Here is a 26,081-nt window from a genome sequence, read left to right on the forward strand (position 1 = left end):
TAAAATGAAAGAAATAATCTATTTTTTACCAGATGTAGATGCCGGCGTAACCTCAATTGTCCGAAACCTTTTAAAGTACAGACCTAAAAGTAATATTCGGTATAAGGTTATTTTTGCAAGGCAAATAGAACGTGACGCTATGCATATTAAAGATGATTTTAATGTGGAGAAACAGATCCTATTTACGTATAGTAAATACGAAAATTTATATGCCATTGTAAAACGCTTATATAAACATGTGGCATCCACTGAGGCTATTTTAGTGGCTAATGATGGATTGGAATTGCGAATGGTAGAATTGTTAAAATTGCCCAATCCACTGGCCTATATTATTCACGGCGATTTTAAATATTATTATAATTTGGTACAACAGCACTATGGGATTATAGATCTCGTTATTTCATATAGCTTGTTCACTGAAAAGAAACTTCAAGAATTGTTGTCCGAGGGGCATAAGCATAAGGTAGTCCTGCAGTATTATCCCGTTCCAGAACAACATGTGAATAAGGGACTGGATAAAGCTGTAGATTTATTATTTGTAGGAAGTTTTAACCAACGTAAGGGAGTACAATATTTATATGATATTTTTAAACTAATAAAGAAAGCGCTCCCGAAGGTCAACTTCACCTTAGTTGGCACTGGGGAATTATTAAAAGAACTAAAAGAACAATTTAAGGGGGAAGAACAAGTGCATTTTAAAGGACAATTAAATAATGAAGGGGTCTTTTTAGAAATGCAAAAGGCTAAAGTATTGTTATTTCCCTCCTTGTCGGAAGGGTTGCCAAATGTGGTGGTAGAAGCTATGAAGTCTGGCTGTGTGTCCATTTGTAATGATATTCCTAGTGGGATTCCAGATTTGATAGATCAGGGAGTCACAGGGTACAGAATACCTAATAATGAGGTTGCAGCTTTTTCTCAAAGAACCATTGAATTATTAACGGATGATAAAAAACGTTTGGAAATTGGAGCAAATGCTAGAAAAAAAGCTTTGGAAATGTTTAACCCAGGACAAAATGCTGAACATTATGAAAGCCTACTTCTGAATATGTCATATAAGGAAAAGATATTTACCACAACAATATTGGGCGGAATTTTAAACCGACCGTATTTGCCAAATGGTTTGGTGAAATTTATTCGAAAGTTGGAATTTTTTAAAGAGTTATAATGAAATGAAGGATTATAAATGGAAAAATAGAAAGGAAAGGTTGAAGAGTTTGGCAATTTCTGAAATTTGTAGGTATTATCCTTTTAATTATAAAAGAACGGTGTGGTTAATAGGAGCGGGGAGGAGTGGTACAACTTGGGTTGCATCTTTAATTAATGTAGAAGGGACTTTTAGAGAGATTTTTGAACCCTTTCATTCTGGTTATTATGAGTTAAGTGATGTTGGTTTTCATCATCATAAATATTTAAATAAGGAGAATGTAAATATAGAATTGAGGCAATTAGCCAAGCTGATATTTCAAGGTAGATTTTATCAAAAAAGGGCTGAAGAAAGCAAAGGTTGTATTTGGAGTACCCGTTATAAAAATATTTTGGTAAAGGATGTTTTCGCTAATTTATTGGCCTTTGAGATATGTAAGGATAATAATCAAATTAATCCGATACTTCTTATTCGAAATCCATTTGAAGTAGCACTTTCTTTGGAAAGAACTAAAGATTGGAATTGGATGAAGGATCCCGTAGATTTTTTAGAGCAAAAAGCTTTAGTTTCCGATTTTTTAAAGCCATACGAGGCACTTATAAGGAAGGTTTCAAAAGAAGGTACTTTTATTGATAAACAAATTTTAATTTGGGCAATAATTAATTTTATTCCTCTAAAACAATTTAAAGGAAATGGACTTATTGTTACATTTTATGAAGATTGGGTTAATGATCCGCAAAGTCAATTACAACGTGTTTATAAGCATGTTAATTTAGAATTAAAAGAATCATTCAATATTAAAGAGGAAAAGATGTTTAAGTCGCCTTCTAAAACTTCAGTTAATAAAACTTTTGAGTTATTCAATTGGAGAGATAAATTTTCAAAGGAGCAGTTGAGATCTGCTGAATTTATCTTGGATTCTTTTGGATTTAAAAACTTATATGATTTTGAAGGGAAGCCAAAAATGGAAGTAATTAATAAAATTATGAAAAGGCAATAGTTGGAGTCCTACTGAAATCTATCAAAAATAAAATAGATTAAATATTTTTAGATTACGGTATAGTTTTATACTAGGACTAGGCTAAGTAGTTTTGAAATATAAATCAAAAATATAATGACAAAAATATATCTAATTCTTGCTCATAAATCGCCAAGACAGTTGGAAAGGCAAATAAAAGCACTTAGTGATTCCGATTCTTTTTTTTACATACACATAGATCTTAAAAGTGACTTAGGTCAATTTTCATTTTTAACTTCATATGATAATGTTTTCTTGATAAAGGAAAGGGTTAATTGCATTTGGGGTGATTTTAGTATTGTAAGAGCCACAATAAATTTGATTCAAAACGCACTTTATAATCATCGTAAAGGTATGTGCGTGTTATTGAGTGGTAGTGATTACCCAATAAAATCGTTATGCCATATTAATTCATTTTTTAGGAGTAATGAGAATAAAATTTTTATGGCTATTCATGAGGCAGAAATAGCTTGGACGGATTTTTATAAAAGAATAGAATATTATCGAATAAATTTAAATTCAGAAAGAGGGCAGGCCTTATTATTGAAAGGATTTAATATTGAAATATTGAAACATTTCTTAAAAGGAAGAATATCAACAAGACAATTATTTAAAATTATTTTTGTAAAAAGAAAGTTACATTTAAACATGAAATATTATGGTGGCTCACAATGGTGGGCAATGAATATTTCTAATTTAACTTTAGTAAATAATTTTATTAAAGAGGAACAAAAGGCACTATTTGATTTCTTTTCATCTTCCCATGTGCCTGACGAATTTTTTTTTAACTCGATTGTGATGTATCTTAATAAATTAAATTTTGATTTAGAAATTCAACCTCCTGTAACTTATGTGAATTGGGCAAGAAAAAATTGTAAGTTGCCAGTGACATTTGAAGTGTCAGATCTGAAAGAATTAATTAGTCAACCTTCAAATAAATTATTTGCAAGAAAATTTGACGAGGTAACAGATAATTTAATATTTGACGAGTTGGATAAACACATAAAGTTTTGTTAAGATTATTTAATTTTAAGTATTCGGTTAAAACTTACTTATGAAAAAACAAAACCCTAAGGTCTCCGTTTTAATGACGGTTTATAATAGAGAGAAATATATAGAAGAAGCCATTCAATCTATAATAAATTCTACCTATCAAAATTGGGAGCTAATAATAGTGGATGATTGTTCCAAGGATAAGTCTGTTGAAATAGCTCAATCGTATGCCAAAAGGGACGAAAGAATTAGAGTTTTTATCAACGATACCAACTTAGGTGATTACCCTAATCGAAATCAAGCAGCGTCTTATGCAAAAGGAAAGTATCTAAAATATGTAGATGCCGATGATATGATGTATCCATATGGATTAGAGCAATTGGTGTATTATATGGAGCAGTTTCCTGAAGCAGGCTATGGTCTATGCTCATTAGATCAGGATAAGAAACAAATTTATCCGTTTCAATTAAATCAAGAGGAAGCGTATAAGAGGCATTATTTTGGACAAAACATATTTCATAAGGCGCCTTTATCAGCTATAATAAAAAAAGAAGCATTTGAAGCCGTTGGTAAGTTTTCTGGTAAACAGCACTTGGGAGATTTTGAGCTATGGCATCTACTATCTCAACAATTTCCAGTAGTATTGATGCCATATGGAATAGTTTGGTATAGGGAACACGATGATCAGCAAATGAATGATAATCGGACGGATCCTTATGTACCTTTCAAATATAAAGTAAGAGCATTAGAATTATTGGAGGATTCAAAATGTCCTTTAGATTCAGTAGACCAAGTAAGGGCCATTAAGAAAGTTAAAAGGGAACAGGCGTCTGATATTTTATCTGCAGGAAAGCATCATTCTGTAAAGAAATTGATGGAGTTGCAAAAGGCAAGTGGTTTTTCTTTTTTAAAAACATTTAAATATAAATTTTTATAAAATGCGGCCTACAAGGGAAAAATTTTTACATATATTAAGAAATCCGTTAAGGATTTTTGTATGGCTAATAACAAGACTTCCTTATTTCCATTTTTTGAAAGCATGGGAACATACAAATTACCCAATTACATTTAATATGTGGTTCAAGCAAAAGTTACTAGGTTATAATAAAAATGCATATTGGCCAACGCATTATACAAGCAGAGTAGTGGGTGAGCAAAATATAATTGTTGGAGTTGGAACCTGTCCAGGTTATCAAAGAGGAGTTTATATCCAGGGTACAGGAAAATTGATTTTTGGAGATTATACAGGTGTGGCCCAAAATTCAGGTGTTTTAAGTGGGGGGCATAATATTTATGATCACAGAGAGCTAATATCATCAGAAACACGTATAGGCAGTTATTGTTGGATAGGAATGAATTCTATGGTTTTGCCTGGTGTTACATTAGGAGATCACACCATCGTTGGTGCCGGTTCTGTTGTTACTAAATCCTTCCCGGAAGGTTATTGCGTAATTGGGGGAGTTCCAGCTAAAATCATTAAAAAATTAGACCCTAATTTGGTAGTGAATTATGAATATGAGAAAAAATATCATGGCTACATTCCAAAGGCAAAATTTAAGACGTACCGAAAGAAATATCTAAATATTTAGTTTAATGATGGAGTATCCATTAGTTTCTATATTAATACCCTCATATAATTCCTTTAAATTTATTGAAGAAACATTACAATCTGTATTACGTCAGTCTTATAAAAAAGTAGAGATTATCATTGTGGATGATGGCTCTTCTGATGGTTCTTTTGAATTAGTAATACCATATGAGTCAGATAAGGTGAAAATAGTCAAGAATATAAGAAAGGGAGCCTGCGCAGCTCGTAATTATGGATTTGAATTAAGCACTGGAGAGTATATACAATATTTGGATGCCGACGATATTCTAAGTGCAGACAAAATAGAAAAACAAGTATTAGCTTTAAAGGATGTTCAGAATAAATTGGCGGTTTGTAATACGGTTCATTTTTACGATAGACCTGAAAAGGGTATTTGTACAGATAAAACCTATGTGTTTTCAAGCGATAAGCCAGAGGAACTATTCATGAAGCTTTGGGGGGGAGTAGATGCAAAAATGAACATGATTCAAACGAGTGCGTGGTTGACGCCTAGAGCGCTTATCCAACGAGCTGGACCATGGAATGAGTCTTTATCAAAAGATCAAGATGGTGAGTTTTTTGCTAGGGTAGGATTGCAAAGTCAAGGTATTGTATTTGTGCCCGAAGTCAAAAATTATTATAGAAGGTATATTAAAGGGAGTAATATAGCGGCACAAAAGGAACGTAGGCATATTGAAAGTAATTTATTAGCCACGGAATTAAAGGCGGAGTATCTTTTTAAAATAACCAATTCGGAAACCGCTAAGAGAGCTATAGCAACTCAATACAAGCATGTAGCGATAGAGGCGTGGCCAGAGTTTAAGGATGTTTCTAAGGTTGCTCTTTCGAAAGCTAATGATTTGGGAGGTAGTACTTATAATCCTGTTTTAGGGGGGCGCTTAATAGAAGCGATAAAAGCGGTCTTTGGCTGGAAGGTGGCAAAATCAATAGCTATTTATGGACGGCAGATGTTAAAATCATAGGGAGGTGATATGTTAAGACATTGATTCAATAATAAATTGAACCCAAGGTGTAAGGTATCGTTAGTGTATAGATAAAGCATACTTAATGTATAGACAGTGTATGGGAGTGTATGAAAACATTAAAGAACAATAGTAATTGAAACATATATTATTTCTAACTACAAGTAATTTAGCAACTAATCCGCGTTTGGTTAAGGAAGTGCAGTTGGCTTTAGGTCAAGGTTGTAAGGCTTTTGTTGTAATGTTCAAACTTAACAATTGGAGTGACGGTAAAACAGAGGTTTTGCTATCGGAATTACAAGCCATTCGCACCAAAGCCAAGGAGGATTTAGAAATAATTTCTATTGAAGCGATTCCCTCTTCGAAACTTGAATGGGTATATTGGGGGCTTTCAGAAAAAATAGCAAAGAAAACATCAAGATGGCTGTCATTTAATTTAAAGTGGAATGCTTTGGCTAACTCACGTCGGGCTATACAACTTTTTAAGGCTGCTAAAAATCTTAAGGACATTCCACAGTTGATTTGTGCGCACAATTTAGGAGCTTTATATCCAGCTTATAGGTTGAGCAGAATGTTGGAGGTGCCTTTTATTTTTGATGTGGAAGATTATCATCCTGGTGAAACCATATCCTTTGATGCAAAAAATGAAATAAAACGGCGAGAGTTTTTAATGAAGGAATTATTGCCAAAAGCTACGGCGGTTACATTTGCGAGTCCTTTAATAGGCAAATACACCTTAGATTTGGTAGGGAATTTAAAGAATACCCAAGTCATTTTGAATGGCTTTAATGCCAATGAATTTCAAATGCCGAATGACCATACAGATATAGGTGGATCGCTGAAATTGGTTTGGTTCAGTCAAAAAATTAGTTATGGGAGGGGGTTGGAACAGTTTTTTGAAGCTTTATTGAAGATGGCAAAAAAGGAATCAGCTCCAATGGATGTTACTTTGATAGGGGAGTTGGATGTGAATTTTAATAACGAATTAATTGAACCGTTAATGCAAAAGCTAGATGAAACTTTAATTTCTGTTCGTTTATTGCCACCTTTGTCCCAAAAGGAATTGCATCAGGTATTAAAGGGATATGATGTGGGGTTAGCTTTAGAGCCTAGTAAGGATTTAAACAATGAAATAGCTTTATCTAATAAAATCATCACCTATGCTCAAGCGGGTTTGTATGTTTTGGCTACAAATACCCCGGCCCAGGAGCAGTTTATGAAGGCCTACCCAATCTTGGGAATGTTGAGTAATCAAACTGTGGATGGCATTACAAATACACTTTTAAGTATTTTAGCAAGGGATGTACAAATAAAAAAAAATAAACCGAATCGTTTCCATACAGGGAGGCAATTGAGTTGGGATACAGAAGGAAAAAAACTACTCCAGATATGGGGTCAAATAATATAGAAGGTTGCATTTGAAAACAGTTTTAATAATCTATCCGCATTGGGTTCCTGCGAATTTAGCTGGGGTACAACGCCCAAGATTGATAGGAAATTATTTGAAGGAATTTGGGTGGCGGCCCTTATTGTTGACAGTAGATTCCCAGTATTACGAAGAGACCCCAGATCCAGTCATATCAAAAACGGTGTCTAAAGATATTGAAGTCATATTCACTAAAGCTTATAGGGTTACAAAGCCGAGATTGATAGGGGACATTGGTTTACGTGCCTTTCCGTTTTTAAAGAAAAAAGCTTTAGAACTTTGTAAGACTAGACAAATAGATTGTATTTGGATTCCGATACCGTCGTTTTATACGGCGTTGTTGGGGCGTATCATTCATGATAAAACGGGAATTCCTTATGGGATTGATTATATCGATCCGTGGGTACGTAATATTACCAATCAAAACGATACACGAGCGAAGTTAAGTCAATTAGTTGCTCGAAATCTAGAGCCATATGCAGTGAAAAAGGCGGCTTTTATAACGGGAGTATCCACGCCATACTACTGGCCGGTGATTGAACGGAATTTTAAAACACCACCAGCCCATGTGGGGATGCCGTATGGTTTTGATCCTAACGATCATAAAATTAGTCTAAACGATATTGCCATGCCTTGGGATAATATACCAGGTTGCAAACCATGGATTTATGCCGGTGCATTTCTACCAAACTCCCATGTGTTTATGGAGGCGTTTTTTAAAGCGATTGCCAAACTAAAAAAAGATGCTAATTGGGATCCAAATATTCGCTTGTTTTTTATAGGTACGGGGCCTTATCCTGCTAAACGTATTACGGCTTATGCTGCAGATTATGGTCTGGATGACATTGTCATCGAACATCGGGAGCGTCAACCATTTTTATATATCTTAAATTATCTAGGTGCAGCCAATCGTGTGATGTTATTTGGAAGCACGGAGAAGCACTATACAGCCTCAAAAACCTATCAATGTTTATTGAGTGAACGACCTTTATTTTCTGCGTTGCATGGAGAAAGTCAGGCGGTTCAAGTGCTCAGAGATGTACAAGCTGACAATTTTCTAATGTCCTATAAAAACGGTGATAGTAAGGAGCTAATTTCTGAAAAGATAATGGATATTTTAAAACGATTTCAACAGGACGTTGTCTGGCAACCAGATTTAAGCAAATTAAATCAGTATTCCTCAAAAGAATCGGCTAGAGTTTTAGTGCAAGTAATGAATCAGGTGATAGAATAGGTTTTATGAAAAGACTAGTTATAGTTAGTACCCATCCAATACAATATTATGCGCCCTGGTTCAAACTTTTGACGGAACGAGAAGGGATTGCTTTAAAAGTTTTTTATACTTGGTCTCAAGCGGCTAAGGAAGTAAAGGATAGAACATTTGGAAAAACCATCGCTTGGGATATTCCATTATTGGAGGGCTATGAATTTGATTTTGTGGAAAATGTATCCAAAGACCCAGGTTCTCACCATAAAAATGGGATTGATTGTCCAGAACTTATTTCTAAAATAGAAACATGGAATCCAGACGCTATTTTAATATTTGGATGGTATTTAAAAAGCCATTTTAAAGTGATGCGTTATTTTAAAGGGAAAGTGCCAATTTGGTTCCGTGGAGACTCAACATTGTTGGATGAAACTTCAGGGATTAAAACAGTTTTAAGACGCTTGTATTTAACCTGGGTGTATAAACATATTGACAAGGCGTTTTATGTAGGAGCCGAAAACAAGCGATATTTTAAGGCGCATGGGGTAAAGGAACCCCAATTGGTTTTTGCTCCCCACGCCATTGATAATTCAAGATTTGCTGATTCTGAAACTAATCAATATGACATCAAAGCTTTGGAATGGAGAAAAGAACTTGGGTTTTCAGAAGATGACATTGTAATTTTATTCGCCGGTAAATTTGAAGCAAAAAAGCAACCTGATTTTTTATTGGAAGCTTTTCAAAAGGCAAATCTACAGGGAGAAAAACCATTGAAATTAGTTCTGGTTGGACATGGCCCATTGGAAAATAAATTAAAAGACTTGGCAGAGAATGATAGACATGTTACATTTTTGCCGTTTCAAAATCAAAGTAAAATGCCAATTTTATATCGTTTAGGGAATATTATGTGTTTGCCTTCCAAGGGACCGGGAGAAACATGGGGCTTGGCGGTAAATGAAGCAATGGCATCAGGGCGTCCAGTTATTGTGAGTAATAAAGTGGGCTGTAATTCAGATTTGGTAAAGCACAGGCAAAATGGTTATGTGTTTTCTTATAATAATGAAAAGGAAATAGAAAGCTTATTAGTCGAATTAAATAGTGAGCGAGTAAAAGAATTGGGGAAGCATGCAGAAAACTATATCAGGGATTGGAATTTTGATAAAATTGTAGAGGCGATTGCAAGAGAGTTGTTAAGGGAACATGAAAAGAGATAGGGGAGTATAGAAATATGGGAATGTGGTCATTTGTGGGTTTAGGAGTTGTATTATTGGTTGCTTTACGTTTTGTCAAGCAGCTTGGAAAAACAATTCCTATATTGGAATTAATGTTATTCATTGCAGGGTTGCAGTGGATTGTTGGACCACTAATTGAATATGCATCACCATCGTTGCATTACAAGTATTTTATGTATGTGCCCCAAGAGCAATATATGGCATTTGTGGTTCCAGCTTTTGGGGTATTTGCGGCAATTATTTTGCTTCGTTTGAAAAGAGTCAAGGGGGAATATATTAAAGTCGAAAACCTAAAATATTATTCTAAATATGGATTAACTATTTTTGCTATTGGGGTTGTTTTTGATTTAATAGGCGGTTTTTTGCCTGGTACGCTAGGATTTTTTGCGTTTATTCTATCCAACTTTAAGTTTGCAGGGGCTATCATCCTTTATTTTTCTGAAAATAAACGTTTGAAAAATATATTTTATGGGGCAATAGCATATCTTTTCTTAATGGCACTGGCAAAGGCCATGTTTCATGACTTCATTTTATGGTCGGTATTCTTTTTCATGTTTTGGGCTTTAAAATTTAAACCAAAAGTTAAAACAATCGTATTAATCTTTGCTTTAGGGGCTTTTTTTTTGACAACGTTACAAACAATAAAGACAGCATACAGAGCACAGGTCTGGAGTGGCTATTCAGGAAATAAGGTGGAGTTGTTTGTTTCGCTTATGGTAGATGCAATTATGAATAGCGAAGAAGATGCTCCCCAAAGTCCAACAGAACCAGATAATAATGTTCGTTTAAATCAAGGGTGGATCATAAGTTCGGTTTTAAATCATATACCGATTAATCAACAGTTTCTGGAGGGGGCAACCATATCAGAAGCTGTGTATTCATCTGTTTTGCCAAGATTTTTAAACCCTAATAAAAAGGAGGCGGGAGGACAGGAAAACTTTCGGTTGTTTACGGGTTTGGAAATTTCAAGTGGGACTTCCATGGGAATTAGTATTGTAGGGGAAGCCTATGGTAATTATGGCGTTTCTGGAGGTATAATGTTTATGGGGTTGTGGGGATTGTTTTTAGTGCAAATGTGGTTATTATTTATAAAAAAAATTGACAGTAATCTTATTTTGATAGCTTTTATACCCTTGATTTTTTTACAGGTTATTAAGGCGGAAACCGAATTAGTGGTAGTATTGAACCACTTCGTAAAATCATCCATTGTGGTGTTTTTGTTTTTTTGGTTTGTTAAAAAACAATGGAAATGGGTATTGGTTCATGAAACAAACAGTTAATTTTATTTTTAGGGCAGAGCTTCCGCAATACAACAGTATTGAAGAATTATTTAAAGCCCTAATTCCCGTAATTGGTCAAAAGAGAGGGGTTCAAATTTTTAAACTACCAAACGCTGGCGCATCATTAAAAGGTATTGACCAGAATTTAAAAGGGGTTTCCTTGAATAAAACGGAAATAGTGCACATTACTGGAGATGTGCATTATATGGCTTTGGTAACAGGAAATAAAACCGTGCTTACCATTCATGATGTAAAATCCATTATAAAAGGAGTTTGGTTAAAGCAACAAATTATAAAATTGTTTTGGTTTTGGTTGCCAGCATTATGTGTAAAAAAAATCACTGTCATATCAGAGTTTTCCAAAGAAGAATTGAAAAAAGTCATTCCTTTTGCAGCTTCCAAAATCCAGGTGATTTACAACCCCGTAAATTCTCAGTTATGCTATACTCCGAAGGAATTAAATGTTCGCAAACCTCAAATATTATTGTTAGGAACTAAACCCAATAAAAATTTAGAACGGACCCTGGAAGCTTTAAAAGAACTTAATTGTACTTTATTGATCATAGGGCTGCTCTCAGAGTCACAATTGAGTCTTTTGAAATCTTTTGATTTTGAATATAGTAATAAGTTTAATGTGTCATATCAGGAGATTGTGGATGCTTATACAAAAAGTGATCTAGTGTTGTTTGCTTCCACATATGAGGGGTTTGGGATGCCAATAATTGAAGCCCAGGCAATTGGTCGTCCAGTGATCACTTCAAACATGGGGGCGATGAAGGAAGTTGCTGGCGCAGGAGCTTGTTTAGTGAATCCTAATAGTGTGAACTCTATTCGTGAAGGTGTGAAAAGGGTCCTTGATGACGAGGTCTATAGACAAAATTTAATTGTTTCAGGATTAGAAAATGTTAAGAGGTTTCAGTTGGATGTAATTGCGAAGCAATACCTAGCTTTGTATCAAAGTTTATAAGCTTGTTGGAATGGAAGACAAACCACAAAAGAAAGTTTTAATAGTTACAGATTGGTTTTTGCCAGGGTATAAAGCTGGAGGGCCTATACAGTCCATTAACAACTTAGTGGCAAATTTGGGCAAGGAATATCAGTTTACCATTCTAACCTCAAACAAAGATTTGGGAGATACACTTCCATATCCAAATATTGAATATAACAGAATTTTGGACAAGGGCTGTTTCAGGATTATGTACTTGGATGAAGCGCATCAAAACTATAGTTTTTATAAGTCAATTTTAAATAACGAAAGTTTCAATTTGGTGTATCTAAATTCTTTGTTTTCATTCAAGTTCTCAATTTTGCCGTTAAGGGCTGCTTTATGGGCTAACGTTAAGGTAGTTTTGGCTCCTCGCGGAATGTTGGGAGAAGGTGCTTTAAAGATTAAGGCCAGAAAAAAGAAGATATTTTTGAATTGTTTTCGATTATTGAGTTGGCATAAAAAGGTAATATGGCATGCAACAGCCGTTAGCGAACAAAAGGAGATTTTCCAAAAATTTGGAAATGGAATCCGTTGTAAAATAGCTTCAAATCTACCTCAAAGATCTATCGATTATGCTTCAAGGACCAAGGATGTAGAAAATTTAAAGTTATTCTATCTATCTAGAATACATCCTAAGAAGAACTTATTGGAGGCATTACGGTTATTAAAGGAAATTGATTCTTGGTTATCTGTGGAATATACTATTATTGGGCCTATTGATGATGCCGAATATTGGAAGGAATGTCAAGAGGAGATAAGAATGATGCCATCAAATATAAAGGTGGAATATGTTGGAGCGGTTCCACATGCCAATTTGCATGCCGTTTTAAGCGATCAGCATGCATTGCTGTTACCCACCCTTAATGAGAACTTCGGTCATGTTATTGTAGAGTCCTGGCAAAATGGTTGCTTAACGATCATTTCAGATCAAACACCTTGGAGAGATTTGAATAAAACAGAGATTGGTTGGGATATTTCATTAGATTCTAAAGTTGAATTTAAAAGAGTCATTGAATATTGTGCTCAAATGTCACAGGAGGATTTTGATAAGAAATCAAAAAAAGCCTTTATGTTTGCAAAGGACTATTTTGAGAATCCAGAAATATTAAAAGCAAATAGAGAATTATTTAACCAATAAAAAATATAGATGAAACGTATTTTGATAACAGGAGGTGCAGGCTTTGTGGGCTCTCATTTATGTGAACGTTTACTTAATGAAGGTAACGAAGTGATCTGTTTGGATAATTATTTTACAGGCAGTAAGAAAAATATCGAACATTTAATGGATCATCATTACTTTGAATTAGTACGTCATGATGTAACTCAACCTTATATGATTGAAGTGGACGAAATTTACAATTTGGCATGTCCAGCCTCTCCAGTACATTATCAGTACAACCCTATCAAGACTATCAAAACGTCAGTGATGGGCGCCATCAATATGCTGGGCTTGGCAAAACGTGTTAAGGCCAGAATTTTGCAGGCATCTACTAGTGAGGTGTATGGCGATCCTTCGGTGCATCCTCAGCCGGAATCCTATTGGGGAAATGTGAATCCTATTGGATTGCGTTCTTGTTATGATGAAGGAAAACGTTGTGCGGAAACTTTGTTTATGGATTATCATATTCAGAATGATGTAGACGTTAAAATCATTCGTATTTTCAATACATACGGACCTAACATGAATCCAAATGATGGTAGAGTAGTGTCCAATTTTATTGTTCAGGCTTTAAAGGGAGAGGATATCACCATTTTTGGAGATGGTACTCAAACGCGATCCTTTCAGTATGTAGATGATTTGGTTGAAGGAACTATTAGAATGATGAATAGTAGGGATGGTTTTATGGGGCCTGTAAATATTGGGAATCCAGGAGAGTTTACCATGTTGGAATTAGCCGAAAAGGTACTGAAATTAACGAATTCAAAATCCAAGTTAATTCATTTACCATTGCCTAAAGACGATCCCATGCAACGTAAACCGGACATTTCTTTAGCTCAAAAGGAATTGAATGGATGGGAACCTAAGGTACATTTGGAAGCAGGACTTGTGAAGACTATCGCCTATTTTGATCAACTTTTAAAAGAGGCCTAGTTGTTGAAAACAGACTTGTCAACATATAACAACGATTGGTATCAGCCTGGAAACCCATTGAAGCGTTTAAGTTGGTATATTGTTAATGCATTGTTTTTTGTGAATCCTTTGAATCCGTCTTCGGGTTTGAAGGTTTTCCTTTTAAGGATGTTTGGAGCGCAAATAGGCAAAGGGGTTGTGATTAAACCAGGTGTTAATATAAAATACCCTTGGAAATTGAAAATTGGTGATTTTTCCTGGATTGGTGAAAAGGTTTGGATTGATAATTTGGCAGAAGTGGCTATTGGAAGTCATGTATGTATATCTCAAGAAGCAATGCTGTTATGCGGCAACCATAATTACAAAAAAGCTTCTTTCGATTTGATTATAGGTGATATTACGGTTGAAAACGGTGCCTGGGTAGGTGCTAAATCTATCGTATGTCCCGGAGTAGTTTTGAAAGAGCATAGTGTTCTCTCAGTGAATTCCGTGACGACAAAGGATTTGGAATCTTTTGGGATTTATCAAGGTAACCCTGCTGTATTGCTTAGAAAAAGAATAATTGAGTAAATGAAAGTATCCATTATTACGGCAACCTATAATAGCGAAGCAACTATTGAGGGATGTATAAAATCGGTCTTATCTCAAGAATACCCAAATATTGAGTATGTTATTATTGACGGTGCTTCTTCAGATAATACCTTGTCCATTGTTAATTCTTACAAGCAACAGCATAATAATATCGTATTAATTTCAGAATCTGATAAAGGGATATATGATGCCTTGAATAAGGGAATTAAAGCCGCAACAGGGGATGTTGTTGGCTTTTTGCATTCAGATGATTTTTTTAATTCCGCCCAAACAATCAAAAATATTATGGAAGAATTTAATAAAGGACAGGTTGATGGTGTTTATGGTAATTTGGATTATGTAAATTCTAAGGATTCCAATAAAATTGTAAGGCATTGGAAAAGTCGGCCTTTTACTAGAAAGCTTTTGAATCTGGGATGGATGCCTGCCCACCCTACGGTATTTTTAAAAAGGGAGGTTTACAAGAGCCATGGTCTTTTTAATATGGGTTTCAAAATCGCTGCTGATTATGACATGATGCTGCGTATATTTAGCGACGCCTCACTTAGCTTTAATTTCTTGCCAGAAGTGATTACAAAAATGAGAGTCGGAGGGGCTAGTAATAGAAGTTTAAGAAATATTGTAACAAAATCTAAGGAAGATTACAAAGCACTAAAAATTAATAAACTTAACTATCCGATTTGGGCATTGGTCCTTAAAAATTTTTCTAAGATTCCTCAGTTTTTTAGAAAGGAGGTAAGCTGATTCCGGGAGGATTTTTATGAGATAATGTAATGTTGTTAACAGTTTGATACTTAGGTTTTTTAATAATAAAATAGTAAATTTTCCCTAAAAAGGTGAAATGAAATTTTCACTTTTTTTTATTCGAAAAATTGAGAAAAATATTCATTAGAAGGCTGAATATTAAATAATTATAAAAAAAAAGTTATTATGTATGAAATCTAAAGATTACTAATTTGAAAGTTGTATTTTTGTCTACCTTGATTACAGCTATTAACAATTATCTTAACAACCATGAATCCGATTATTTACAATTTTTTTAGGGGCGAATATGTGTACTTATGGTTGCTAGTTCCTAGTTTTTTGGCATTTATCATTTCATTTTCTGCATTACCAGTAGTTATTCACGTGGCTAAGACAAAACACTTGGTAGATGAGCCTGGAATTAGAAGTGTACATAACAAAGGAATACCAACACTTGGGGGGGTTGGCATATTTTTGGGGATTTCCGTAGTGCTTTCTTTATTGGGGAGCATGCTATATGATAATAAAATTTTAACGCTTTTGGCGGGGTTGATAGTCTTGTTCTTTTTGGGAATTAAGGACGATTTGTTGGTTTTGTCTCCTCGTAAAAAGTTTATTGGACAAATATTTAGTTCTTTAGTAGTGATATTGATTACGGATATAAGAATCATGAACTTTTCTGGGATTATTGATATAGGAGAGTTGCCTTATGTGGTGTCTGTTTTGTTTACACTATTTGTCTATGTGTTGATAATCAATGCGTATAATCTAATCGATGGCATTGATGGATTGGCGGGGTGTATCGGATTGTTGGCCAGTACATGTTTTGGGATATTTTTCTGTATTACTGAGCAGTTTGTTTTAGCGGCAATTGCCTTTATCACTGTTGGAGCTTTGGTGCCTTTCTTGAGACATAACTTTTCTAGCCGACAAAAAATATTTATGGGAGATACTGGCTCTATGATTATTGGTTTTTTATTAGCTTTTCAGGCGGTAAACTTTATCTGGTATAGTCAAATACAGGAAACGAACTCTTTCAGTAGTTCAGCTCCGGTATTAGCTTTGGCGATATTGTTTTTTCCATTATTTGACACCTTTAGAGTATTCTGTATACGAATGTTCATTTTAAAGACAAGTCCTTTTCAACCAGATAACAACCATATACATCACCGTATCATTAACAATGGGTTTAAGCATTGGCAGACTACTTTTATTATATCTGTCACAGCATTAATGATTGTGCTTATTGCAGTAAATGTAATGTTTTTACCTATTGGTTGGCAATTGGTGTTATTGATGAGCTTGGGAACTGTCGCTTATATGGGTATCATGCGATTAAGATTGATAAAAATTAAGGGACAGATCAAGTTGAAATTTAAATTTTCTTAGAACATAATATCGAAATTTTCTATCTAGCTTATCGTTTGGTGCGTATTAAAATTGTAGGTATATTTGTTTGTGAAAACAAGTGCTGGATAAACTAAAAAGGTTTATCATTTCCTAATAATTCTAAAAAGTACTAAATGAAACTACTTCTCAAAGGACTTATCCTTTGTTTGCTCATATCTTCCTGTGCGACCAAAAAGCAGGTATTATACTTTCAAGACGTGGATGAGGTTGCTAAATCTCTTGAATATCCAAACAGTACGATTCAAGTAAATGATTTGTTGAAAATAAACGTTAGTGCTTTAGATCCTGTTGCTGCTGAGCCTTATAATAAAAAAGCCAATTCTGGAACGCAATCTGGAGGAGGAAATTCAAATCAAGCCAATATGGATGCCTATCTCGTGTCAACAGAGTATACAATTTTGTTCCCTATATTAGGATATATAGATGTCCGTGATAAAACGACAACTGAATTGGAAAAACATATTACCCGTTTACTAGTTGAAGGAGGTCATTTAAAGTCTCCAACGGTTAGTGTAAGAATTATTAACGGGAAATTCACAGTGTTGGGAGAAGTTGGTAGTCCGGGAATATACTCTTTTAATGAGCAAAGTATCACGTTAACACAAGCTCTTGGAATGGCGGGTGATTTGACAATCAAAGGAGTGAGGGAAGATATTGTTATCATTAGAGAAGTCTCAGGAGTACGCGAGGTTGCCCATATAGACATGACAACTACAAGTTGGTTCAATAGTCCGTATTATTATATCAAGCAAAATGATGTGATTGTGGTGGATCAAAATTATTCAGCAGTAAAAAGGGCAGGAATCATTGGGGATCTTGGTGCATTGTTGGGGATTGTTTCTTTTTCAATAAGCCTTGCATTGTTATTATCTAGATAAACTTTAAATGACAAATTCAACATCACAAACTACTCATAGCGACGCTAAGTTTGATATTAAAGAGGAATTCACGAAATATCTAAGCTATTGGTCATGGTTTTTGTTTTCAATGGCTATTGCCGTTTTAATAGCTTATTTTTATTCGCGGTATACGCCAGATACTTATAGGACAACGGCAAAGATTAGAGTTTTAGATGAAGGTAAGGGATTGGAATTACCGTCTTCTGCTTTTGTGTTCAAACGCTCTTCCATTAATCTAGATAATGATATGGAACTTGTCAAGTCTAAGCGTTTATTGAGCAAGGTAGTTGAAGATTTAAATTTAACGACGACTTATACTCAAATAGGAAAGTTTCGAGATACAGAATTATGGCCAGCTCTGTTTAAAGTTGTAGAAATGCCCAATATGTCTTTGTCTGGATTGTCTTTTTTAATTGAAGTAAAAAGTGATGGTTATTTAGTTACTAATGAACAACAAAAATATCCTGATACAGTTTTGAAAGGGTATGCAATTCAAGGTGGAACTAGCGGAATACCTTTTTCGATTATTCCAAGGTCAGAGTCAGAAATGGCCAAGAATATTGGTAATGTGTATTTAGTGAAGTTTGGATCTGTCGAATCAGTGGCAAGAGGATTGGCTTGGAGGCTTCAAATAGCAAAACATAACAATAGTGGTGATATTTTAACGATTAGTTTGGAGGGAACTAATAAACGAAAATCTGAGGACATCATTAACAAAGTGGTAGAGCAATTCAATTTGGATGGGATTCAAGACAGGCAATTGGTGCATAAGAGAACCATGGATTTTGTGGATGACCGTTTTGTATTTTTAGCGAGTGAATTGGATTCCATTGAGAAAGAAAAGGAAGATTTTAAAGTAAGCCATAATTTGATTTCTATTGAAGCTGACGCAGGATTTAGTATGGGATTAAAGGCAGAAACGGATATGGAAGTATTTGGGGTTGAAACTCAAAAAGCTTTAGCTCGATTCTTGAAGGAATCTTTATTATCGGATCAGGGCTTTAACTTGTTGCCAGAAAGTATTGGTTTGAATAATGCTAGTGCTAATGGTTTGATTGCTCAATACAATGTTTTGGTTCAAGAACGAGATGATTTGATAAAAAGTGCTGGTAATGAAAATCCTATAGTAATAGGTGTTGAGGATAATTTGTTGAAGATACGGAGTAACTTGAATGAGTCCATAGACAATTATTTAAATCAACTTAAAGTAACTGAAGAACAATTTAAGCAAAGAGAAAATGAAGCGAAGGGCTTGGTTGCTAGTGTGCCAGAAAAGGAAACGCTGTTAAGGGCTATCGAACGTCAGCAAACAATTAAGGAGACTTTATATCTATTTTTACTTCAGAAACGAGAGGAGGCGGCTATCAATTTTGCGATCACGGCTGATTCCATTAAGGTTTTGGATAATGCGACTACTTCAGGACCCATATCTCCTGATAGAAAGAAAATCTATATCATGGCTATTTTAGCTGGACTGTTAGTGCCCTTTGGAATTATCTACGGAGTGAATTATTTGGATACCAAAATTCATGGAAAGGCACAGTTGGAAAGACAAGTTCCTGGAATATCTGTGGTAGGAGAGATTCCTCTAGTTGAGGATCAAAAGTTATTTTTAAATGCACATGACAAAAGTATGTTGGCTGAATCCTTTAGAATTTTAACTACAAATGTTAATTACGTATTAGGAAAAAAGGATAGCTCAGCAAAAATAGTGTATGTAACTTCGACAATAAAGGGAGAAGGAAAGACCTTTGTTGCTACTAATTTAGCCTTGGCTTTTGCTAGTGTAAATCATAAAGTATTGCTTATTGGTGCAGATTTAAGGAACCCTCAATTACATAATAATTTAAAATTGAAGAAAACAGATAAGGGCTTATCCGATTATTTGTTTGATACTACTATGGATTATAAGGATTTGATTATTCATCCTAAGATTGTAAATAGGCAAAATTTCAGTGTTTTGCTGGCAGGGACTATACCTCCAAACCCTTCTGAATTGTTTGTGAATGGTCGTTTTGAAACTATGTTGGAAGAATTGAAAAAGGCGTATGATTATATTGTTATTGATACGGCACCAACATTATTGGTAACAGATACTTTATTAATTTCTCAATACTCGGATGTAACGTTATACGTAACAAGATCTAACTATACCGATAAGAATATTTTAGATTTTTCAAAGGAACTCAATCGGGACCACAAGCTTAAAAACTTGAATTATGTCCTTAATGGTGTAGGAGGGTTGAAATCCAAGGGGTATGGCTACAACTATGGATATGGCTACGGTTATGAAGCATATAATGAAAAATTGCCTTGGTATAAACGTGTTTTTACCTGATTTTAAAATGACTTGTTCTCTAAAGTGTCTATACTTACTAACCTATTAAGGTTGAAATGGTGAATTAAAAATAGTCTTGTAATTTCTTAGGGAATTCTAGTGATAATAAAAAAAGCCTTCGATTAATCGAAGGCTTTTTTTATTATCTTACTCTCTATAATTAATACCAAAGGTATAAGAATGTTAACGAGTGCTGAATGTGATTACTGTTGATGGGTTGTGTGTCGGCTGCAAATTTTCCAACGGTTTGTATACGAACACCAAACTGTTTGTCAAACCAAAAATTAAACCCTAAACCTGTATTTAAAGTCACATTACTATCGTTTTCAAAAAATGGAGCACCTACACCTAAGATAACATAAGATTCAAACCAATCATTAAAAGGAGACTCGTAAATTAAGTGGTCGAAAAAGAATTTGCCGTTGATGTCTAATGCAAAATAAACATAGTTTTTATCTATTCTAAGATAATCTTGTTGATTACTTGCACTAATTTTATTTAAGGAAATGGCTAATTCGGTTCCAAATAATTCGCTCCATTTTCGTTCAACACCAAACATAATGGGTAAGTCCGTATTCCAATCTTTAGTTTTAAATGGACTTTTGAAGCGTTCTCCATCGTTGTCAACGAAGTTGATTCCCAAGCTTACGGCCCAATGGTCATAGGCAGTACCTCGCATTATCTGAGAATTTGCAGAGAAAATTCCTATGAATAGGAAAAAAATAACAATGATTTGTTTCATTATGGTCTGGTTTGCTAGTGTATTAAAAATCTGTAAAAAGCAGGAATAAAGGTAGCTATTTATTTTTAAAAATAGCAAAAATTGTAATGTCTTTGAGAAAATACAAAAAAATCCTTTTTATCTGATTTAAAATAAATATACCTATGGAAAGGGCAATGTTTATTAAGAAAATGATTAATAATAAACTTTTAATGTATATTAACTGTTTGTCGTTGTTTTCAAATTCTTAATAGTAGAAATAGGATCATCACTTCTAAAAACAAAACTGCCAGCCACCAGAACATCGGCTCCCGCGTCAATCAATGTTTTTGCATTTTTATTAGTAACACCTCCGTCAATTTCAATTTTTGTATTTGCACCTTTTCGAATAATTAATTCTTTTAATTGTTTAACTTTTGAGTAGGTGTTCTCAATAAAACTCTGCCCTCCAAATCCAGGGTTTACACTCATAATACATACCAAATCAATATCATTAATAGTGTCTTCTAAAACATTGATGTTTGTATGAGGGTTTAAAGCCACACCCGCTTTCATTCCTTCAGCTTTAATAGCTTGAAGTGTTCTATGTAAGTGAGTACATGCTTCATAATGAACGGTAAGGTTATTGGCTCCCAATTCAGCGAAAGTCTTTATGTATCTATCTGGATCGATAATCATTAAATGAACATCGATTGTTTTCTTTGCGTGCCTTGCAATGGCTTCCAAAACGGGCATTCCAAAGGAAATATTTGGAACAAAGACACCATCCATAATATCAATATGAAACCAATCGGCATCACTGCTATTCACCATTTCAATATCTCTCTGCAAATTGGCGAAATCGGCTGCCAAAACAGACGGCGCTATTAATTTAGAACTCATGATTTTAACGTGTATAAAAGTTTTTGCAAAAGTAGTCAAAAAAATAAACCCCCGGTAATCAGCCGGGGGTTCTTTCATCAATCAAAAAACGAACAGTTATGTGTAACTGTTAGTTACCGTAATTTAGTCGTAATTATCACTAATTACTAACCTAAATATGTTTTCAATATTTTGCTTCGTGACGTATGTTTCAACCTACGAATTGCTTTTTCTTTAATTTGACGGACTCTCTCTCTAGTTAAATCAAAAGTTTCACCGATTTCTTCCAAAGTCATTGGGTGTTGATCTCCTAATCCAAAGTATAAACGAATTACATCTGCTTCACGTGGCGTGAGGGTTTCCAAAGCGCGCTCAATTTCAGTACGTAAAGATTCGTGCAACAAATCTTTATCAGGATTTGGAGATTCTCCACTTCTCAATACATCATAAAGGTTGGAATCTTCTCCTTCAACCAAAGGGGCATCCATACTTACGTGACGACCAGAATTCTTCATAGATTCCTTAACGTCATTGATGGTCATATCCAATTCCTTGGCAATTTCTTCTGCACTTGGTGGACGTTCGTGACTTTGTTCTAAAAAGGCAAACGTTTTGTTGATTTTGTTGATTGAACCAATTTTGTTCAAAGGCAAACGAACAATTCTTGATTGCTCGGCCAAAGCCTGAAGAATTGATTGACGAATCCACCAAACAGCATAAGAGATAAATTTGAAACCTCTGGTTTCATCAAACCTTTGAGCTGCTTTTATTAATCCTAAATTACCTTCGTTGATCAAATCGGGCAAGGTTAACCCTTGGTTTTGATATTGCTTGGCTACGGAAACCACAAAACGCAAATTGGCTTTTGTTAATTTTTCCAAAGCTACTTGGTCACCTGCTTTGATGCGCTGAGCCAATTCTACTTCTTCATCGGCAGTAATCAAATCTACCTTTCCTATCTCCTGCAAATACTTGTCTAATGAAGCAGTTTCTCTATTGGTAACCTGCTTGGTAATTTTAAGTTGTCTCATTTAAGATCCTCTAATTAAAGCGTGAATTTAAAGTTGCTAAGTGGTTATACGTAAGTTCCCGATAAAATGTTACAAGGATTTAAATTTTTATCAACTTTTTATCATTTAGGTTGATGGCGTCCAACATTTCGTTGGTAAATTTATAGTGTCCTCTTGTGGTGATTAATCTGAATCTGTGTGATTTAAGGTTGCTTAGTGTGTTCAAGAATAACCATTTGGACTTTAACAAATTGGGTTTGGAAGATTTTAGCCCAATATCAAATATATGTTTTCGGCCTTCTTTTTCTGCAACTATGTCTGGAGTTATCACGATGTCACTTCCTACTTTGGCGTAGGACTTTGGGGATTCATATCCCTCTAGGTCGGCTTTAATGTTGACGAAACCATGTTGCTTTAGGTAATCAACCGAATCATTTAAAAATTCTGAATATTTGTCTTTGTCTGTATAAATCATAACTAACAATATAATAAAAAAAACTAGAAATGCAAATTTTGAAGAGGGTTTAACATTAGTAATTATTTGATTTATAAATAAATGACATTAAAAGCCCCAATATTACATTGGGGCTAAGCATGAGAAATGATAAGATTGTATTCTATTCTCTTATATGCCCATCTCCAAAGACATAGTATTTGTTTGTCACCAATTGTTTGAGTCCTAATGGCCCTCTGTGATGTAGCTTATCTGTACTAATAGCCAATTCGGCACCAACGCCCATTTGTCCTCCATCGGTAAATCTGGTAGAGGCATTATGGTATACCGCAGCGCTGTCAACTTGTTCCATGAACTTAGCTGCATTTCCATTGCTTTCAGTTACAATTGCTGCTGAATGTCCACCGGAATATTTGTTGATCATTTCAATGGCTATTTCTTCATTGTCAACTTCAGCCAAAAGAATCTTAAGGGCTAAAAATTCTTCATACCAAGTTTCTTCGTTTGGTATAATGGATGAACTGTCAATTACTTTTGCGATGTTTTCGTCAACAACAATATCAACATTTAAGCTTGAAAGGACTTTTTGGAGTTCTGACAATTTATTTTCGTAGTCAGGAATGTGTTTGTCGATAAGCACTTTATCCAAGGCATTACATCCCGAAATTTTATTGGTCTTGGCATTAACTATAACCTTAACTGTTTTGTTCCAGTCGGCATCTTTTGCGACATACAAAAAGTTGTTCCCGCGGCCGCTTACCAGAACTGCACAGGTAGCGTGATCCTTCACAAACTTAATGAGGCGTTCACCTCCTCTGGGAACAATCAAGTCTAATTTTTCTGTTGGATTTTTCAGAAATTCTCTTGTTTCTTCTCGTTGTAAGTGCAGTAACTTGATCCAGTCTTTGCTCAGACCATTTTCCTCCAAGGCTTCATGCCAACATTGCTCCAATACCATATTACTGTTAAGGGCTTCTTTTCCTCCTTTAAGTAGGATCTTGTTATTGGCTTTAAAGGCCAAAACAGCGGCTTCAATGGTAACATCTGGTCTGGATTCATAAATGATTAAAATGGTTCCAAAGGGAGCCGTTTTATTGGTTATTTTTAAGCCACTTTCCAAAGTGAGGTCAGATATGGTTTTGCCAACCGGATCTTCTTGGTTTCTTACCTCCTGTATGGCTTTTATCATGCCGTTTATTTTGTGGTTGTCCACTACCAAACGATCATAAAGGGCTTGGTCATCTTTGTTGAAAGCATCAAGGTCTTTCTTGTTTGCTTCCAAAATTTGTTCACGTTTCCTGTCAATAATTGTAATCATGGAATCGAGAACTTTGTTTTTTATATCAGAACTTAAAAGTTTCATGTGTTTTGTTTTTAGTGAATGAATTTTGTTCCCACTTCTTTGTCGTCTATAATATCGACTATCACATTTTCACGTTTACCATTGGCAATGTATGTGGGAATGTCTTTCTTGGCAGTGCCCTTGGCAATTCGCAATTTTGAAGCCATGCCTCCTCGGCCTTCACCTTCTTTTTTATTGGAGGCCTTGACGTATTTTTCGACGTCTTGATCTACGGTAACTTCATTTAATTTTTTAGAGTTTTCATCATCAGGATGCCCTGTAAACAATCCATCGGTGTCCGAAAGAATAATCAGTCTATCAGCATCTAAAAGTTCGGCCACCAAGCTTGCCAATTCATCGTTGTCTGTAAACATGGACATGGTCAAGGATACGGCATCATCTTCATTGGCGATAGGAATCACACCTTCGGAGAGCAACCCTTCATAGCAGTTGATCATATTCTCTCTGTGTTTTCCAGGATCAAAATCTCTTTTGGTTGCCAAAACTTGGGCACAACGCATTCCGTAATCATTAAATAAATTATAGTAATGGCGCATCATTCGTGGTTGCCCAACGGAGGAATATACTTGGCGCCTTATAGAGGGTTCTGAGATTTTGGTATCTCCTAAAACCTCTTTTCCTGCAATGGCAGATCCTGATGATACCAGGATAACCATGATGTCACGTTCATATAATACCGAAATTTGGCGAACCAATTCTCTTAAAATTGGGCCTAGAATTCTATTGTCTTTGTTGGTGAGAACATTGGTTCCTACTTTTACAACGACTCTTTTTATATCTTCCATCTTAATGCTCCTTTCCTAATTCAATTGCACGATTAAATGCTGCATATGCGGCATCTTGTATCAATTGTTTTACATTATTGTCTTCCATAGAATCAATAGCCGCCTGGGTGGTACCTCCTTTTGAAGCTACTCGGTCAATCCATCCTTCAGGGGACAAATTAGACTGATTGAAAAGTTCGATGGCACCCTCAAAGGTGTTGCTCACCAAAACTTTGGAATCGTAATCTGAAAAGCCCATTTTTTGGGCAGCCTCTAGCATGGATTGCATAAAATAAAATACGTATGCAGGTCCACTGCCCGAGATACCAGTTGAGGCATCTATATATTTTTCAGAATCTACGTGAACAGATGTTCCCGTGGTGTCCAAAAGGTTTCTTACAAGTATCAATTCTACTTTTGAAACTGCTTCAGATTCGGTGTAGGAGGTAACTCCTTTGCCTACTTTTGCGGGAAGGTTTGGCATGGTTCTCACCACTTTTGAGATCCCTAGATGTTCTTTTATAAAATCAATGGTAACACCAGCCATTAGGGATACAAATATTTGGCTGTCATTGATCATTGGTTTCATTTGCTCAAAAAGCGCTTCACTGTGATATGGCTTTACGGCTATAAAAACCAGGTCTGCATTGGGTAGGCAATCTTCCAGACTGTCATACACCTTGAATTTTGGGTCTTTCTGTAATGTTGTAATTTTTTTTGGGTCAGTGTCATAGATGTTAAGCTTGTATTTTCCCAATAAAGGCGAGGTCGCCATTCCTTCGGAATAAGTTAAACCCATGTTTCCTGCTCCAATTACTAATACTTTCATTTGTTTTGTTATTGATTATCAATATTATTTGACTAAATAGCCACAAGGACCATGCGGAAGTGCCAAAAAAAATAATGGATTTAAAAAATCACGAATATGATAATGATTGCGTATATGTTTGAAGTATTGTGAAGTTTTGAATGAAATTGTTAGAAAATTTTCAATTT

At 35.0% G+C, this 26,081-nt stretch carries 25 protein-coding genes; 18 read left to right on the forward strand and 7 right to left on the reverse strand.

What is annotated here, in order from left to right; genetic code table 11:
- Positions 1-4 precede the first annotated feature (4 nt).
- The 18 genes from AC6I5C_RS05100 to AC6I5C_RS05185 all read left to right on the forward strand — a co-directional run bounded on the left by AC6I5C_RS05100 (position 5) and on the right by AC6I5C_RS05185 (position 19,912).
- Complete coding sequence (locus tag AC6I5C_RS05100) at positions 5-1,165, forward strand: glycosyltransferase family 4 protein (RefSeq protein WP_497904225.1); 1,161 nt, start codon at positions 5-7, stop codon at positions 1,163-1,165.
- 4 nt (positions 1,166-1,169) lie between these two features.
- Positions 1,170-2,144: a sulfotransferase domain-containing protein gene (locus tag AC6I5C_RS05105; RefSeq protein ID WP_497904226.1), complete on the forward strand. Its 975-nt coding sequence runs from the start codon at positions 1,170-1,172 to the stop codon at positions 2,142-2,144.
- Between the two features lie 114 nt (positions 2,145-2,258).
- The gene (locus AC6I5C_RS05110) at positions 2,259-3,179 is read left to right on the forward strand and encodes a beta-1,6-N-acetylglucosaminyltransferase (RefSeq protein WP_497904227.1); all 921 of its coding nucleotides are present in this window, start codon (positions 2,259-2,261) and stop codon (positions 3,177-3,179) included.
- A 37-nt stretch (positions 3,180-3,216) separates the two neighbouring features.
- Positions 3,217-4,092: a glycosyltransferase family 2 protein gene (locus tag AC6I5C_RS05115; protein WP_497904228.1), complete on the forward strand. Its 876-nt coding sequence runs from the start codon at positions 3,217-3,219 to the stop codon at positions 4,090-4,092.
- Between the two features lie 94 nt (positions 4,093-4,186).
- Positions 4,187-4,744, forward strand: coding sequence for an acyltransferase (locus AC6I5C_RS05120; RefSeq protein WP_497904229.1), 558 nt, complete (start codon positions 4,187-4,189; stop codon positions 4,742-4,744).
- Between the two features lie 4 nt (positions 4,745-4,748).
- A complete protein-coding gene (locus tag AC6I5C_RS05125) occupies positions 4,749-5,726 on the forward strand; it encodes a glycosyltransferase family 2 protein (RefSeq protein WP_497904230.1) in 978 nt (325 codons plus the stop codon).
- A 136-nt stretch (positions 5,727-5,862) separates the two neighbouring features.
- Positions 5,863-7,134, forward strand: coding sequence for a glycosyltransferase family protein (locus AC6I5C_RS05130; RefSeq protein ID WP_497904231.1), 1,272 nt, complete (start codon positions 5,863-5,865; stop codon positions 7,132-7,134).
- A 4-nt stretch (positions 7,135-7,138) separates the two neighbouring features.
- Complete coding sequence (locus AC6I5C_RS05135; protein WP_497904232.1) at positions 7,139-8,386, forward strand: glycosyltransferase family protein; 1,248 nt, start codon at positions 7,139-7,141, stop codon at positions 8,384-8,386.
- A 5-nt stretch (positions 8,387-8,391) separates the two neighbouring features.
- Positions 8,392-9,573 (forward strand): glycosyltransferase family 4 protein, encoded by a 1,182-nt coding sequence (locus AC6I5C_RS05140; RefSeq protein ID WP_497904233.1) that lies wholly within the window; start codon positions 8,392-8,394, stop codon positions 9,571-9,573.
- 32 nt (positions 9,574-9,605) lie between these two features.
- Positions 9,606-10,871, forward strand: coding sequence for a hypothetical protein (locus tag AC6I5C_RS05145; RefSeq protein WP_497904234.1), 1,266 nt, complete (start codon positions 9,606-9,608; stop codon positions 10,869-10,871).
- Positions 10,855-11,838, forward strand: coding sequence for a glycosyltransferase family 4 protein (locus AC6I5C_RS05150; protein WP_497904235.1), 984 nt, complete (start codon positions 10,855-10,857; stop codon positions 11,836-11,838). The genes AC6I5C_RS05145 and AC6I5C_RS05150 overlap by 17 nt, the downstream gene beginning before the upstream one ends.
- A 10-nt stretch (positions 11,839-11,848) precedes the next feature.
- Complete coding sequence (locus AC6I5C_RS05155; protein WP_497904236.1) at positions 11,849-12,997, forward strand: glycosyltransferase; 1,149 nt, start codon at positions 11,849-11,851, stop codon at positions 12,995-12,997.
- Positions 12,998-13,006: 9 nt separating this feature from the next.
- Positions 13,007-13,951 (forward strand): UDP-glucuronic acid decarboxylase family protein, encoded by a 945-nt coding sequence (locus tag AC6I5C_RS05160; protein ID WP_497904237.1) that lies wholly within the window; start codon positions 13,007-13,009, stop codon positions 13,949-13,951.
- The gene (locus AC6I5C_RS05165) at positions 13,952-14,500 is read left to right on the forward strand and encodes a WcaF family extracellular polysaccharide biosynthesis acetyltransferase (RefSeq protein WP_497904238.1); all 549 of its coding nucleotides are present in this window, start codon (positions 13,952-13,954) and stop codon (positions 14,498-14,500) included.
- Positions 14,501-15,265 (forward strand): glycosyltransferase family 2 protein, encoded by a 765-nt coding sequence (locus AC6I5C_RS05170; protein ID WP_497904239.1) that lies wholly within the window; start codon positions 14,501-14,503, stop codon positions 15,263-15,265.
- Positions 15,266-15,535: 270 nt separating this feature from the next.
- On the forward strand, positions 15,536-16,654 hold the full coding sequence (locus AC6I5C_RS05175; RefSeq protein ID WP_497904240.1) for a glycosyltransferase family 4 protein: 1,119 nt from the start codon (positions 15,536-15,538) through the stop codon (positions 16,652-16,654).
- A 134-nt stretch (positions 16,655-16,788) separates the two neighbouring features.
- Complete coding sequence (locus AC6I5C_RS05180; RefSeq protein ID WP_497904241.1) at positions 16,789-17,553, forward strand: polysaccharide biosynthesis/export family protein; 765 nt, start codon at positions 16,789-16,791, stop codon at positions 17,551-17,553.
- Between the two features lie 7 nt (positions 17,554-17,560).
- Complete coding sequence (locus AC6I5C_RS05185) at positions 17,561-19,912, forward strand: GumC family protein (protein ID WP_497904242.1); 2,352 nt, start codon at positions 17,561-17,563, stop codon at positions 19,910-19,912.
- Between the two features lie 160 nt (positions 19,913-20,072).
- Here AC6I5C_RS05185 and AC6I5C_RS05190 read toward each other — a convergent pair whose 3' ends face one another.
- The 7 genes from AC6I5C_RS05190 to proC all read right to left on the reverse strand — a co-directional run bounded on the left by AC6I5C_RS05190 (position 20,073) and on the right by proC (position 25,914).
- Entirely contained in the window at positions 20,073-20,654 is a 582-nt protein-coding gene (locus tag AC6I5C_RS05190; protein WP_497904243.1) for a porin family protein, read from the reverse strand.
- Positions 20,655-20,852: 198 nt separating this feature from the next.
- On the reverse strand, positions 20,853-21,515 hold the full coding sequence (rpe, locus tag AC6I5C_RS05195) for a ribulose-phosphate 3-epimerase (protein ID WP_497904244.1): 663 nt from the start codon (positions 21,513-21,515) through the stop codon (positions 20,853-20,855).
- Positions 21,516-21,661: 146 nt separating this feature from the next.
- Entirely contained in the window at positions 21,662-22,525 is an 864-nt protein-coding gene (locus tag AC6I5C_RS05200) for a sigma-70 family RNA polymerase sigma factor (protein WP_053976055.1), read from the reverse strand.
- Positions 22,526-22,604: 79 nt separating this feature from the next.
- The gene (locus AC6I5C_RS05205; protein ID WP_497904245.1) at positions 22,605-22,979 is read right to left on the reverse strand and encodes a hypothetical protein; all 375 of its coding nucleotides are present in this window, start codon (positions 22,977-22,979) and stop codon (positions 22,605-22,607) included.
- A gap of 142 nt (positions 22,980-23,121) precedes the next feature.
- On the reverse strand, positions 23,122-24,321 hold the full coding sequence (locus tag AC6I5C_RS05210) for a glutamate-5-semialdehyde dehydrogenase (protein WP_497904246.1): 1,200 nt from the start codon (positions 24,319-24,321) through the stop codon (positions 23,122-23,124).
- Positions 24,322-24,332: 11 nt separating this feature from the next.
- On the reverse strand, positions 24,333-25,106 hold the full coding sequence (gene proB, locus AC6I5C_RS05215; RefSeq protein WP_497904247.1) for a glutamate 5-kinase: 774 nt from the start codon (positions 25,104-25,106) through the stop codon (positions 24,333-24,335).
- Position 25,107: 1 nt separating this feature from the next.
- A complete protein-coding gene (gene proC, locus AC6I5C_RS05220; RefSeq protein WP_497904248.1) occupies positions 25,108-25,914 on the reverse strand; it encodes a pyrroline-5-carboxylate reductase in 807 nt (268 codons plus the stop codon).
- Between the last annotated feature and the right edge of the window lie 167 nt (positions 25,915-26,081).

The organism is Mangrovimonas sp. sgz306409 (genome assembly GCF_059735265.1).